Genomic DNA, 14,039 nt, shown 5'->3' with positions numbered 1-14,039 from the left:
AACAAGCTGCTGGGTTGGCAACTGAAGAAGAAGCCACCATTACGACCTAAAGGTCGATCATATAAATAATGCAGCTAACTTAATACAGATGGAACGTCGTCATTTACACAAACTTTTTGACACTCCCGATTGAGTATTTTTTTATTTAATAAAAAATATTTATTTAGGCAATTATTAAATTGTTAAACTAAGATTGCGCTTTTCATATATTTTATATAAAATAGTACTAGGTACTAATATTTAATCATAAAAAATAATTGTGAAATCAGGAGGCGGAATAAATGAACTTTTCGTTAGAAGGTCGTACGTATGTCATCATGGGTGTTGCTAATAGACGTAGTATTGCTTGGGGGATTGCTCAATCACTACACAATGCAGGGGCTCGTTTAGTTTTCACTTATGCTAATGAACGTTTTGAAAAACCTGTACGAGATTTAGCTGACTCATTAGATCGTGATGATTCATTGTTCTATGAATGTGATGTTACATCTGACGAAGCCATTGACCATACATTTGAGAATATTAAAAATGATGTTGGTGTTATTCATGGACTAGCTCATTGTATTGCTTTTGCTAAACGAGAAGAACTAAAAGGAGAATTTTTAAATACTTCTCGTGATGGGTTCCATTTAGCGCATGATATTAGTGCGTTTTCGTTAGCGGCGGTTTCTCGTGCTGCTAAAGACTTAATGACTGAAGGCGGAAGTATTCTAACTCTAACTTACTTAGGTGGCGAACGTGTTGTAGAAAACTATAATGTGATGGGTGTTGCTAAAGCAAGTCTAGATGCAACAATGCGCTATCTAGCAAATGACCTTGGTAAATATGGTGTGCGTGTTAACGCAATTTCAGCTGGACCAATTCGTACTGTGTCGGCAAAAGGTGTAGGTGATTTCAACGCGATCTTAAAAGAAATTGAAGAACGTTCACCTTTACGTAAGCCAGTCACTAAAGAAGAGGTTGGAGATGCTGCTTACTTCTTAATGAGTGATCTATCAAGAGGGGTTACAGGGGAAATCATCCACGTTGATTCAGGATATAACATTTTAGGTTATTAATAAGCCTTTTAAGGCCAATGGGACAAATCATTCCGTTGGCTTTTTTTATCTTTTTAAATGGCAAGGAGGAGTAGACTATTATCATACTTATGCCTTTCATTGACACTCTGGCTCAATAAACGAGCACTTGATTCTATTTCAGCAACACTCTGGTCCGTTTCACGTTCATTTGTCTTTCCTAATGCTCACGGGTATAGGTGTTTGTGCATAATATGGGTTAGAGTCATATGAAAGGAGTATGTCAAATGGAAGATCGTCGTACAAAACCACCTTTACTATATATTGATCAGAAACAAAATTCCTCACCTGAGGTATCCTCTCAGTCCTTTTATTATAGTGCGCAACAACAATCTAAGGAAAAGAATAACGTGAGAGCAGCTAAAGAATCGAGTCGAAGTAGATTCCAGTCACTCTCAACTCATGAAAAGGTTAATTACATCCTTAACTTGCAAGAAACACTACCAGCATTAAAGTGTAAAGTAATGACTAAACAGGGAACATTCACTGGGGTCATTGAAGAAAGAAAAGATGACACAGTTAGTTTAATAGTTACTGAATTACCAAGACGACGTATTATTAAAACAGAGGATTTATTAGACATTCAAATTGTAGGATTTTAAAAGATATATACTAATGTATTTTTAAGGCGAGTCATACAATTGTCTCGTCTTTTCTTATTAAAAAATAACAAAATGGAGCGTACCCATTTTTTGGGGTAGCTCCATTTTATTTTGACATTTAAAATTAGTTGATTGCGTCAACAGCAGGTAAGCATGTAACGTGGCAGAAACATTTAAGGTCAACGTTGATGCAAATTCCAGTTGCTCTTAAATTAGCTGTTTTCTGATGTGTTGGATCTTTAGGGTTACGATCTGAGTCAGATGGGTCGCGAAGTAGTTCTAACACTGCGCAATCATCATCATAAACCTTCTTAACTCGGAAGTAGAAACTTCCTAATACCGTACGTTGTTGGTCATTTAAGACACCAAATCCTTTAAATGTTTTACATTCGCAATAAAGTAAAACAGGAACAGTGTCTAAACCAGATGGTGAAGTTGTATCCCCTAATAAATCTTCAATCGATTGCTTACAGCTGATATCGCATTCGTGTTCGACGATGTCATTTTGTGCATCAACAATCTGACGTAGGATATCACTTACGCAGTTGTCTTTGTGCTCTTTTCCTCTACAAGACATTGTCATTCTCCTTTCTAGTCGTATGACTCTACTTACGTTAATAATCTATGCATATGCCATGTATGGGTGTGGGCAATTGATGGTTTTTTTATTTTTTCTTTAGGCATACCATATGTATTTAGGAATAGGCACTTGTAATTGTTCAAAACTTAAATTGATTAAATTCCATATTGTGGGGCAAGCGACCATGCTGAACAGGTTTGGTTGAATATACTATTAACGTAATTCTGTAAGAGAGGGAGTGAATGGTATGGCAGATGAGAGAAAAGAAGTTCGTGTGAATGATTTAGTTGTAAGAGCTGATAATGTTGTATTTGAACGTCCTACACGTGATCGTGACTTTTTATTTGGACCACGACGTCGTCGACACGAAGAGATGGAAATGTCAGACGAACATGTAGCAGAAGAACCGGTTATGGAAGAAATGGTGGAGGACCAAGAAGATGAGAAACATGACGATGATCAACAAGATCGTCGCCCACCATTCTTTTGGATGTAATAAGGTGTAAAGAACTCGTATTTAACATACGAGTTCTTTTCTTCTTTACATAAGGAGGGATTTAAATGAATAAATGGTTGAATGATTTAGAGAAAATATTATTAGAAGTCGGTAAACTTACTGAGAAGAAATCATTGAAGGAGCATCAATATTTAATAGATTGGGAGAAAAAGCTATCAGAAGACATTAGCAACCTTGAAAAATTCGGAAAAGAGTTTGAAAGCTGGTTTAATGAGTAAAGACGGTCACATATTATATTAATTTAACGAATAGTTTAATAGAAAAGAGGGTAAAGCATAATTAAGGAGGAGAAATTATGGGTTACATTGCGCCTGTTGATTTTCATCAATATAGACAATATCATAACCGGCATATTTCTCGAGCTAAGAAAACTAACTTGTCATTGGAACGCGTTTTTAGAGCAGAATTTCAAGAAATTAAGCGTGAAAAGAATGATTATGAGTTTACTGAAATTAAGCCTGTTCAAAAACTTAATTTTTATCAATCGGAACAATCAAAGTATACGGAAACGAATTTAGATAAATTATCAGAAATAACAGGAAAGGGTCAACATTTTAGCGAATCAATCTAATAACATATTTATTTAAGGAGTTATGATTGATGGAAATGAAGCAGCTAAATGACCAATGTTATGTATTTATAAGTTCAGTGAATGTAGGGTACGTACTAAATGGTAATCAGGGCATGCTAATTGATGCTGCCATTGATCGTTCTGCCATACGTAAGGTTGTTCGACAATTAGATGAACACCAACTACCTTTAACCCATCTTTTTATTACGCATGCCCACGCCGATCACTATGGTGGAGCATCATATCTCGTTAAACATTATGATGTGAAGGTTCTGGCCCCAACTTTTGAGTCAGCCATTTTAGCTAACCCCGTCTTAGAGCCTACCTATCTTTTTTCAGGAAATGATCCAATAGATGAACTGAGGAATAAGTTTCTAGAAGGACCACCAGTAGAAGTAGATATTGAAGTAGATGAAGGTTTTCATAAAATAGATGGGTTTGAGTTTGAAACAATCGCAACCCCTGGTCATAGTTATCATCAAATGGCCATTAAGGTTAATCATATTTTATATGCAGCAGATAGCTATTTTGGACAAACGGAATTAGAAAAACATAAAATCCCTTACATTACTAGTGTTGACCAAACTTTGGTTAGTTTAGAAAAATTAAAAAAGGTCCAAGTAGATGGTGCGATTCCGGGACATGGTAAATTTGAAAGAAATTTTATAAAGACATTGGATAAAAATATAGAATATCATAAGAAATTACTTCATAAAGTTTACTGTATCATATCTGATAGACAAGCTATTTCACATGAGGAGCTGGTTTCATGCATTTGTAATGAAATGGGTGTAAAGAGTGATACATTAAGCCCATTCTTACTTTATAGAACAGCAACGACTGCCTATGTTACAGCGCTCATTAATCAGGGTAAGGTTAATCACTACATTCAGCATTTTCGCTGGATGTTTAAGATAAATAAAGAGGAAGGACGCTAGTATGGCATCACATACAGTCCTTCCTCTTTGTTATATTCTGCATACATTACTTCTTTTACTGTTAAGCCTTGTTTATTTATCTCATCGAGTACCTGTTGTTCGTCCCATTCAATTTCTTTTAAATTTTCATTTATAAGTTCTCCATCTGTAATAATAGAAATGGGTAATACAACTTCTTTAGGAGCTGCGTTAAAAAATTCATTTGTAGGTGCTTGATGAATATATTTTTTAAGTACATTAATGGATCCATTCGTTTCAAAAATTGCATATTCAACTTCTTGAATAGAAAAAATGTCTTTATCCCTAAGCAAATGCATTAATTGATTAACATCTAGTTTGTTTTTCTTCATGACATCTCGTTGTATTTGCCCTCTTCTTATCACGATGGCTGGGCTTCCCTCTAATACTGAACGTGTTCGCCTATATTTTTGTGTAAGCCATTCTGTTACGTAAATTAGGATTCCCCATATTGTTACAGCAAATAGTACTTGCGTTATTCCAACTTCAGGATCATAAAGTCCATTGCCAACTAGCTCCCCTAAGACCAATGCAGCTATGAAATCAAAAGCCGTAATTTGTGTGATTTGAGACTTTCCTAGAACTTTAGTCAGAGCGAAAAGTGCAGCAAATCCCGCTAAGCTCTCAACTAGGATTCTTACAAAATCCATTAGATTCACCATCCTGAATAGTATTGCACACTCTTCTATCCATTATGGTCAAGGGCGAATAATAATATACTTATAAATAAAAAAAACTGACGGTATAGTACCGTCAGCTTAGCTCTTTAACCATTGTTACATGTGGTATACCAGCATCCATAAATTCATCAGATATAGTTTCGTATCCTAAACGTTTATAAAATTGTTCTGCGTGAGTTTGTGCGTTTAGTTTTGCTTTATTAATTTGATGGTCTGCTAAATATTTTTCCATCTCTTGTATCATTTGAATGCCGTAATGCTTTCCACGGTATTCTTTTAATACACAAATTCTCTCAAGTTTACAGTAGTCATCGACTGTTCTTAGACGACTAGCTGCAATCGGCTCTTCTTCTAAGTAACCTACAAAATGAATGGCATCTGATTCATGTTCGTCAACTTCGATTTCAGGTGGAACATTTTGTTCGTTTATAAACACTTCTGATCGAACATGATAAGCATCTTTCATTTGTGATTCAATTTTCACTTGTACAACATTCATAATTTAACGTCCTAACTTAAAAGTCTCAAACACTGTCCAAGACCCATCTTCTAACTGGTATAGTAATTGGAAGCGGTCAATATGGTCTTGTAAGTCAAATTCTAACATTCTCATACTACCATACACGTCTGAGTGCTCGTCCTCTGATAGATCTTGGCTGATTGTAATATGAGGAACAAACGCAAATTGTTGTGATTCTGAGAAAATACCTTCATTCATCTTTTGATTTAATGTTGATAGTGTATCATGTGGTTCTACTTTTAAATATACAGTATTTGTTACTGGACTAAACGAACTTACTTTTTTAATTTCAATATCAAATGGGTCTGTTTCACTCGCGATTTTTTCAAGTTCGGTAGTTATATCTTTAATCTCATCTGTTGTCGCTTCAAAACGTTCCTTTAATGTAATATGCGGTGGAATTTTATTATATCTTGGGTCATATCTTTTTCTGTATGAGTTAGCTACATCTTGAATTTCTTTAGATGGAAATATTGCGATTCCGTAATTTAATGTTGACATCTAAATCCCTCCTAATATTTAAAACTCAGCGTATCTACAAAGTCTAATTCTTATTATAACAAAAAAACGTTAGATTTTTCCTCAATCATTAGACTCAATTACCAAAAATTTTCTTAATGGCATTTGGTAGATCTTTTTGCCATTGCTTCCAAGTGTGTTTACCCTCTAGTTCCTTGTAAGTATAATCTGAAACTTTATTGTTTAGATGTTCGTGTAATTGACGATTTGGAGTTAAGAAATCATCTCGATCGCCTTTTGTTGTAGGGACTTCAGATTCATCTAAGCCAATAGTATGATATATGGTCATATTTGATATTTCATCTGAATTCTCAACTGCTTTAATAACTTTTTCGTCTACGTAAGGTGACTGCATAATGACTTTACCAAAATTATTTGGATATTTAATTGCAGTCATTAAGGATAAGGTACCACCAAGAGAGCTTCCCATTAATACACGAGTTGAACCTACGTGGTAACTTGGCAATTCCTTATCAAGTAAAGGTACAACTTCAAAGACTAAAAATTTTATATAAGCTTCGTTATTTTCGCCATCTGGATGATATTTATCCCAGCGATCATAACGATCTTTATAATGAATGCCAGCGAAAATTGTATTTTCAATTTCATCTTGACTGTGTAATCGGTCACTGAACGTTGCTGCTCTACCTAACTGATAGTAATCATCACCATCTTGCATGATACAAATGTGATACTTATACAGAGGTGAGAAGTTCTCTGGTTTATAAATTTTTACGACTAATGTTTCATTAAGATATTCACTTTCAATTTCCTTATCCAACATCGTACCCTGTCTACCCAATATTAAAACCTCCATATGCTACATCGCTTGTTGAGTAAAGAACTTTCAAAATAATTCTATCATATTTTAAGTATATATCTAATGTTAAGGCATCACTTACTTTATTCAGAATAATGAGATAAATTATTCAAACTTCACTAAGTCCAGTGATATAATAATATAAGGGGGAATGATTATGACCGTTTACTCACATATAAATAGTAAAGATATTGAAAAGGCAGCACGTGAACGTTTAGTTGAACGTGGAGTAACCATTCGTGATATAGCTGAAGTTGTTTATTTAATGCAAGAGCCTTATCATTCAACTTTAACAATTGACGATTGTATAGAGAGTGTAGATCGTGTGTTAGAAAAAAGGGAAATACAACATGCGATATTAGTCGGAGTAGAACTAGACGTATTAGCAGAAAAAGGTATGCTTTCAGAGCCACTGCAATCCTTAATAGCTAAAGATGAAGGGTTATTTGGAGTGGATGAAACGATAGCGTTAGGAGCTGCACTAGGTTATGGAAGCATTGCAGTAACCACTTATGGTCATTTAGATAAACAGAAAGTAGGCGTTATTGAGAGGTTAGATACGAAAGAAGGAGAACAGTGCCATACATTTTTAGATGATATTGTTGGAAGTATTGCTGCGAATGCTTCAAGTAGAATTGCACATAGACATAGAGATTTATTAGATGGAATGACGGACGAAGATTTAATTATACGTGATGAAGAAGATCGATTATAGGCTTCATAAAAATAGAATGCCAACCATTACTTAAAGTTAATCTTAATGTAATGGTGGCATTTTTTATTTTTCTATAATTGCTGTAAACAATATTCAATTGCAATATTTAAGTCATGTTGCGACCAGCTAGCTAATTGTGGTTGTTTAATAGCCATTTCATAGGAAGGCGGAATATGAATAAAACCAGCACGATAACTCAAGTTGCTTGTTTTAGCATGATGTAAGGCGTGATACATAACGTTATTGCATAGGTAAGTACCAGCACTATTCGAAATTGAAGCGGGATAACCATTCCGTTTCATAGAATCAACCATTTCGTAAATCGGTAGTGTTGAGAAATATGCATCAGGGCCATCCTCGAAAACCTTCTCTCCATTTGGTTTATACCCTCTATTATCTTTAGGCCCATCATTACAATTAATCGCGATTCTCTCAGGCGTTATATGCCTCCGATTTCCTGCTAGTCCTAACGCTACAACGACATCAGGACTTTCCTCTTCAATCGCATTAAGCATTTCTCGACCACTTTGATTAAAATCGACTGAAAAAACTCGACTCGTGACCTCATAGTTATTAATTGTTTTACCATCTAAGTATTTAGCCACTTCCATCGTTGGGTTTGTTTTGAAGTCTAAAAATGGCTCAAAACCAGTTAATAATATTTTTTTCATAAAGATTCCCCCTTATAAATGTCTTAAAAACCTCTCTGGGTTATCCAAAAATTGTTTTGTAATTTGAACATGTTCAAGTTAATCATAATGAGTTAAATGAAATTGGCCGCCTTGAAGTTCAAAAATATCTGCCCCAGGTAAAGCCATTAACATAGGTGAATGCGTTGCAATAATAAATTGACATCCTGCATCCGCCATCTTTAATCATAGAAATTAATGATAGCTGCTTGATTGGTGATAATGGTGATTCAGGTTCGTCTAATACATATAAACTATTAGGACGAAATCTAGCTTGAAATAGAGATAGGAAACTCTCCCCATGAGATTGTGTCTCCAAGCCATCTCCATATAGTTGTTTTAAATCATGCAAATTTCGTGCATAAGGCAAGATTTCTAAGCTATTCGGATCCCGTCTTTTAATTTCATTATAATCCCGCTCTAGATCTTCTCTTCGGTGTTTAATATCATCCATAAAAGATGTGAGACTTTCCGCTTGAAAGAAGAAACCGCTTTTATTTTTGTAGTTCCATATCAATTTAAAATATGGTGTAAGTTCTTTCACGCTATTAAATCGGTCATCAAGATCCATATGTTCACCGTTAATCTGAATTAACTCTGCATGATAGGCAATTAATTCTAATAATGTAGATTTCCCGGTTCCGTTTTCTCCTACTATTAAAGTGATTGGCGAATGGAAGTTAATATTTTCAAACTCAATGAACAGGGATAAATTAAACGGGAACTCTTGTTTCTTATAATTCCTAGATTTTTCAATTCTTTTTAGAAGCATATTAACACCAACTTTATGACCGTCATTTTACATAAAAAGGAAGTAAAGAAGCCTTTAAGACTTATTAATGATTAAGAAATGTAAACTAAGTATAAAAAGGCTAGTTCATTTTAGTCAAATTTTTCCGAATAATCATTCATTTGTTGTTGATTTAGTTACTTAGTTCTAAGCCAGTTAGGACAAGTTTACTAAAAGTAGTAACAACAACCAATACTTAGTAATCATTTATAATTTTTAGGTGTAAAATTCGACATTTTCTGACAATATTTTAGTTCTCATTTCTTTAATATTAACACTAACAATCAAGATTCTACATTAGATAAATAAAGGTGAAAGGGGGGAAGTTGCATTACACCAAGATCTGGCAGAATTTTTTCTAAAATTGGGAGGAGGAAATTCATTGTCTAGATGGGTTAAGATCATCGTTTCACTAACTTTAGTGTGGACGATGGCAATGCCGAGCATGTTATTTGCGGAAACAGGTAATGTATCAACTTCTATGAATGACTCAAACAAAACGATGCAACAGAAGATGAGTAATCGTCTAACAGAAGAATTTGACTCAGAAGAAAAAGTCACATTTTTAGTTAAGTTTAATGAAAAGGCTGATGTACAAAAGGTAGCAAGAGAAGCTAAGAACAAAGCACAGAAACAAGGAATCAGTTCTTTTAACGCAGAGCTACAGCAACGTTCAGCTGTTATCTCAGAGTTAAAAGCAACCGCAGATATTTCACAAGCCAATGTTAAAAATTTCTTAGAAGAAGCAATGGAAGCTGGAATGGTGGAGAATTATCATTCTTACCATATTGTTAATGCAATTGCGGTTACAGCTAATAAAAAAGTAGCTGAGAAGTTGGCTTCTTTTAACGAAGTTGAAAAGTTATTACCTAACGAAACTAGACAATTACACAACGTAACGATTGATTCAGACGCAAAACAGGTTGAGTCCGAGATTGCTAATGTAGAATGGAACGTAGAACAAGTTAATGCTCCAGGTGTATGGGACATGGGTATTGATGGTACAGGTATTGTAGTGGCTGCCCTCGATACAGGTGTTCAGTGGGATCACCCTGCTTTAAAAGAAAAGTATCGTGGATATGATGCTTCAACGGATGAGGTTGATCACACATACAGTTTCTATGATCCTGTATATGGTGAAGAAGAAGCTTATGATGATCACGGTCATGGTACACATGTAACAGGTACAATGGTTGGTAGTGAACCAGACGGCTCTAACCAAGTTGGGGTAGCACCAGGTGCTCAATTTATTGGCGTTAAGATATTTAATTCAGGCGGTAGTGGCTCCGATGTTGATATTCTAGCCGGTGGTGAGTGGCTATTAGCTCCAGGTGGAGATGTATCTAAAGCTCCAGATGTTGTCAATAACTCTTGGGGTGGTGGACCTGGTTTAGACGAATGGTATCGTGATGTTGTTATTGCTTGGAGAGCTGCAGAGATTTTCCCTGAGTTCTCAGCAGGTAATACGACTTTGACAAACCCTGGTGGGCCAGGTTCAGTAGCTGTACCAGCAAACTATCCTGAATCGTTTGCAACTGGTGCGACTGATAGTGATAATAACCTAGCAAGCTTCTCGTTAGAAGGTCCATCTCCTTATGATGAGATTAAGCCTGATATTTCTGCTCCAGGTGTAAACATCCGTTCTTCAGTTCCAGGTGATGGATATGAAGGCGGTTGGAACGGAACATCAATGTCAGGACCAGCAGTTTCTGGTGTGGCAGCATTATTACTAGAAGCAAATGCTAGCTTGTCTGTTGATGATCTTGAAGAAATCTTAATGTCAACAGCAACGCCATTAACTAATGGTGATTATCCAGAATCTCCAAACAATGGTTTTGGTGCAGGTTTAGTTGATGCTTATAATGCCGTCTCATCTGTTATGGATGGCCTTGGCACGATTGAAGGTTCTGTAACAATGGATGGCGAAGATGAAGAAGCACCGACTTTCGAACATGATGCACCTGAACAAGCTTTCTCTGAAATGGACTTAGACTTATCAATCCAAGCTAGTGACAATGTAAGTGTTACGTCTGTTGAAGTTAACTATGTTAATGAAAACGGCGATGAAAACTCTGTTGAAGCTATCCGTGCGGATGGTAACTTTAAGTCCGGTGTATATGAAGCAACTATTCCAGGGGAAGACGTATTAGAAGGTGAATTAACTTACACGATTACCGTTAGTGACTTCGGTGGTAATGATGTTGTAAGTGATGAGTATACCGTTTCAATTGATTCAGGAATCACTGTTGGCTATTCTGCCGATTTTGAAGGTCCTGCAATTGGTTGGCAGCTTTACGGAGATAATATCTCTTGGGAACGTGGTGAGCCTACTTCAGGTCCAGGAGAAGCCGTATCAGGTGAGAATGTGTATGCCACTAATTTAAGTGGTGACTACAATAATAGTGAGAACTCGACCCTATTAATGCCTCCAATTGATTTACCAGATGGCGATTCATTCCTTCAATTTGAAAGCTGGTACAACATCGAGTCAGGTTGGGATTACGGTAATGTTTTCATATCACAAGATATGGAAAACTGGGAGTCATTGCTTCAACTGACTGGTGATGATGAGGCATGGAATACAGTTGAACTAGATTTATCTGAATATGCAGGTGAGCGTGTATACATTGCGTTTAACCTAGATTCAGATAGTATCATTACGAGAGAAGGTTGGTATATCGATGATGTATCATTAACAGATACGTCAATCGGAGGAAACCAAGCTTCAATTCAGCCTAAAACATTAATTGATAAGGCTAAGAAAGATGCTCCAGAAGTTGATCCGTCTAAAATTGAACCATTAATGGAACAACCATCTTCGGACTCTTTAGAGTTAAATAAAGAAGTTAGCAATCTACCACTTGCTGCACAAGTTTCTGTTCTAGAGAGTGGTAAGTCAGTAAACACAAACCCAGCTGATGGAAGCTTCTCATTTGTCCATCCTGCTGGTGAATTTACAGTTGTAGCTGAGGCATATGGTTTTGCTTCTGAAGAACAATCTGTAAATTTAGAGGCTGACGAAACTGAAACAGCTAACTTTGTTTTAGAAGAACTTCCACAAGCAACCCTATCTGGACAAGTCACTAGTGCTAACTCTGGTGATCCAGTAGAAGGAGCTACATTACTATTAGTAGAGGATGCAAATGTGGATCCAGTTCAAACTGACGCTAATGGTAACTATGATTTAACAGCATATGAAGGAACTTACACGCTTAAAGTATATGCTCAAGGTTTCCATGGTGACGAGTTCGAAGTTAACTTAGATGGTGACCAAGAACTTGACATTGAATTAGAACCGATGTTCACTTACCCAGGTGGTGAAATTGGTTACGATGATGGTACAGCTGAAAACGCCCGCGCATTCTATGATGCGGGTAACAAGTGGGCTGTGAAAATGTCTCTACCTGAAGGTGAAGAGGAAGCAATCGTAACAGATGGTGTCTTCCAATTCCACGGAACTGACTGGCCAAACCCAGGCGGAACAGACTTTGCTGTAGAAGTTTGGGATGCTAGTGGTTCGGATGGTTTACCAGGTGAGAAATTAGCAGGTCCAATTGATGCTGAAGCAATAAGAGACCTTGATGAGTGGACAGTTGTTGATTTACGCGAATACAATATTCAAGTAAGTGGCGACTTCTACATGGTATACGTGCAAACTGGAGCAAATCCTAATGTACCTGGCCTAGCTACTGACGAAAGTAGTCCAAATGCTGAAAGAAGTTATCAATCTGTTGGTGGTACGTGGTCTCAATCTCCAGCTGATGAGGGTAACTACATGATTAGAGCTCGTGTAGATTACGCGGTTGAAGATGTTCAAATCACAAATCCTTCTAGCGGATTGATTACAAATGACACAGAGGTTACAGTAGAAGGTACAGCTTCTCCTACCACCACTGTTTCGTTAGAAAACAATGGAGAGGAAGTAGCTGAAGTTGAAATTGGTGACGATGGTCAATTTAGTGTACCAGTTCAACTTGAAGAAGGTGACAATAACCTTCAAGCTATTAACCTTGTCAACGGCGAGCAAGCTAATGAATCTGATGTTGTAACAGTAACTCTTGATACAGCTGCGCCTGAATTATCAATCGACAATCCAGGTGATGGTGATAAACTTAATGGAGAAACAGTTACAGTTGAAGGTCAAGTTAGCGATGATCATTTAGACTATGTTGAAGTTAATGGCCAACCAGCTGACGTTGAAGATGGTCACTACTCGAAGCGTATTATCCTTGAAGAAGGAGAAAACGTGATCGAAGTTAAAGCATTTGATTTAGCTGGTAATTCTAGCTCTGAAACGATTGAAGTCGAAGCAGATTACACAGCTCCTGAGGTTGAAAACCTAACCCCAACTGAAGACCAAACAGTTGAAGCGGGTGAAACAGTCATCATAGAATTCGATAGTGAGTCTGGCTTAGATGCGAGATTCTCAATCTTAATGCCTTTAACATTCGGAATTCAAAATGCAACTGAATTACCAATGCTAGAAACTGAGGATGGCCACTATATTGGCTACTGGACGGCTCCTAAGGGGCTAGAAGCTGATGGTGCAGTTATCCAAGTGACAGCAACTGACGACTTTGGTAACAAAACTACTAAACTAGCAGAAGGTAAAATTACCGTTGTACAAGATGATGGTAATGGTAATGGTAAAGGTAAAGGTAAAGGCAAAGGTAAAGATAAAGGCAAAGATAAAGGCAAAGGTAAAGGAAAAGGTAATGGAAAAGGCCTAGGTAAGGGCAAAAGCAATGGAAAAGATCTTGGTCTGGGTATCGGTCCAATTATGTTTGGTAATTAAATCTTGATTTAAAGGTGTAGAGCAAATAGCTCTACACCTTTTTTTGTTTCTAAATTATAGGTATGGTTAGCACTTATAGGATAATCAGAAATATCTAACAGAATTGTAAAACTAGCCAGAGGAAGTCCATTTGAATATTACTTAGATTACGAGTTTCATTATTGCCTTATTTATTTGAATATTTTGTATGTTAAAATAAAGCTATGAAT

Annotated in this window: 15 protein-coding genes; 8 read left to right on the top strand and 7 right to left on the bottom strand. The window is 36.5% G+C overall.

All coding sequences use genetic code 11. The features are described from left to right. Window positions 1-281: 281 nt before the first annotated feature. Both fabI and ACTWQB_RS06235 read left to right on the top strand, forming a co-directional pair. A complete protein-coding gene (fabI, locus tag ACTWQB_RS06240; RefSeq protein ID WP_443138325.1) occupies window positions 282-1,058 on the top strand; it encodes an enoyl-ACP reductase FabI in 777 nt (258 codons plus the stop codon). Window positions 1,059-1,303: 245 nt separating this feature from the next. After that, window positions 1,304-1,678 carry a CotO family spore coat protein gene (locus ACTWQB_RS06235; RefSeq protein WP_443138324.1) on the top strand — a complete coding sequence of 125 codons (375 nt, stop codon included), beginning with the start codon at window positions 1,304-1,306 and terminating at the stop codon, window positions 1,676-1,678. 124 nt (window positions 1,679-1,802) lie between these two features. Here the strand turns inward: ACTWQB_RS06235 and ACTWQB_RS06230 are convergent, their stop codons facing one another. Beyond that, on the bottom strand, window positions 1,803-2,255 hold the full coding sequence (locus ACTWQB_RS06230; protein WP_443138323.1) for a CotY/CotZ family spore coat protein: 453 nt from the start codon (window positions 2,253-2,255) through the stop codon (window positions 1,803-1,805). Between the two features lie 250 nt (window positions 2,256-2,505). On the opposite strand from ACTWQB_RS06230, the gene ACTWQB_RS06225 reads away from it, so the two are divergent. From ACTWQB_RS06225 to ACTWQB_RS06210, 4 genes are all read left to right on the top strand, one after another. After that, window positions 2,506-2,754, top strand: coding sequence for a hypothetical protein (locus ACTWQB_RS06225; RefSeq protein ID WP_443138322.1), 249 nt, complete (start codon window positions 2,506-2,508; stop codon window positions 2,752-2,754). A 65-nt stretch (window positions 2,755-2,819) separates the two neighbouring features. Further along, window positions 2,820-2,993 carry a hypothetical protein gene (locus ACTWQB_RS06220; RefSeq protein WP_443138321.1) on the top strand — a complete coding sequence of 58 codons (174 nt, stop codon included), beginning with the start codon at window positions 2,820-2,822 and terminating at the stop codon, window positions 2,991-2,993. Between the two features lie 77 nt (window positions 2,994-3,070). Further along, entirely contained in the window at window positions 3,071-3,346 is a 276-nt protein-coding gene (locus ACTWQB_RS06215) for a hypothetical protein (protein ID WP_443138320.1), read from the top strand. A 29-nt stretch (window positions 3,347-3,375) separates the two neighbouring features. Then, the gene (locus ACTWQB_RS06210) at window positions 3,376-4,284 is read left to right on the top strand and encodes an MBL fold metallo-hydrolase (RefSeq protein ID WP_443138319.1); all 909 of its coding nucleotides are present in this window, start codon (window positions 3,376-3,378) and stop codon (window positions 4,282-4,284) included. On the opposite strand, the gene ACTWQB_RS06205 is transcribed toward ACTWQB_RS06210, so the two are convergent. The 4 genes from ACTWQB_RS06205 to ACTWQB_RS06190 form a co-directional block, all read right to left on the bottom strand. Next, complete coding sequence (locus ACTWQB_RS06205; RefSeq protein WP_443138318.1) at window positions 4,281-4,952, bottom strand: DUF421 domain-containing protein; 672 nt, start codon at window positions 4,950-4,952, stop codon at window positions 4,281-4,283. The two genes, ACTWQB_RS06210 and ACTWQB_RS06205, sit on opposite strands and share 4 nt — an antisense overlap. A gap of 103 nt (window positions 4,953-5,055) precedes the next feature. Beyond that, window positions 5,056-5,481 (bottom strand): GNAT family N-acetyltransferase, encoded by a 426-nt coding sequence (locus ACTWQB_RS06200; protein WP_443138317.1) that lies wholly within the window; start codon window positions 5,479-5,481, stop codon window positions 5,056-5,058. Between the two features lie 3 nt (window positions 5,482-5,484). Beyond that, window positions 5,485-6,003, bottom strand: a complete 519-nt coding sequence (locus ACTWQB_RS06195; protein ID WP_443138316.1) for a YjcG family protein — start codon at window positions 6,001-6,003, stop codon at window positions 5,485-5,487. Window positions 6,004-6,097: 94 nt separating this feature from the next. After that, window positions 6,098-6,823: an alpha/beta hydrolase gene (locus ACTWQB_RS06190; protein ID WP_443138315.1), complete on the bottom strand. Its 726-nt coding sequence runs from the start codon at window positions 6,821-6,823 to the stop codon at window positions 6,098-6,100. 175 nt (window positions 6,824-6,998) lie between these two features. Here ACTWQB_RS06190 and ACTWQB_RS06185 point away from each other — a divergent pair, with 175 nt between their 5' ends. Continuing rightward, entirely contained in the window at window positions 6,999-7,556 is a 558-nt protein-coding gene (locus ACTWQB_RS06185; RefSeq protein WP_443138314.1) for a phosphatidylglycerophosphatase A family protein, read from the top strand. Window positions 7,557-7,627: 71 nt separating this feature from the next. Here ACTWQB_RS06185 and ACTWQB_RS06180 read toward each other — a convergent pair whose 3' ends face one another. Further along, complete coding sequence (locus ACTWQB_RS06180) at window positions 7,628-8,227, bottom strand: pyroglutamyl-peptidase I (RefSeq protein ID WP_443138313.1); 600 nt, start codon at window positions 8,225-8,227, stop codon at window positions 7,628-7,630. A gap of 118 nt (window positions 8,228-8,345) precedes the next feature. Then, the gene (locus ACTWQB_RS06175; protein WP_443138312.1) at window positions 8,346-9,017 is read right to left on the bottom strand and encodes an AAA family ATPase; all 672 of its coding nucleotides are present in this window, start codon (window positions 9,015-9,017) and stop codon (window positions 8,346-8,348) included. 448 nt (window positions 9,018-9,465) lie between these two features. Here ACTWQB_RS06175 and ACTWQB_RS06170 point away from each other — a divergent pair, with 448 nt between their 5' ends. After that, window positions 9,466-13,830: a S8 family serine peptidase gene (locus ACTWQB_RS06170; protein ID WP_443138328.1), complete on the top strand. Its 4,365-nt coding sequence runs from the start codon at window positions 9,466-9,468 to the stop codon at window positions 13,828-13,830. Window positions 13,831-14,039 lie beyond the last annotated feature (209 nt).

This window comes from Piscibacillus sp. B03 (assembly GCF_052246295.1).
Taxonomy (GTDB): Bacteria; Bacillota; Bacilli; order Bacillales; family Alkalibacillaceae; genus Piscibacillus.
Note: the sequence above shows the minus strand (reverse complement) of the source record. Positions and strands in the feature narration are given on the sequence as shown.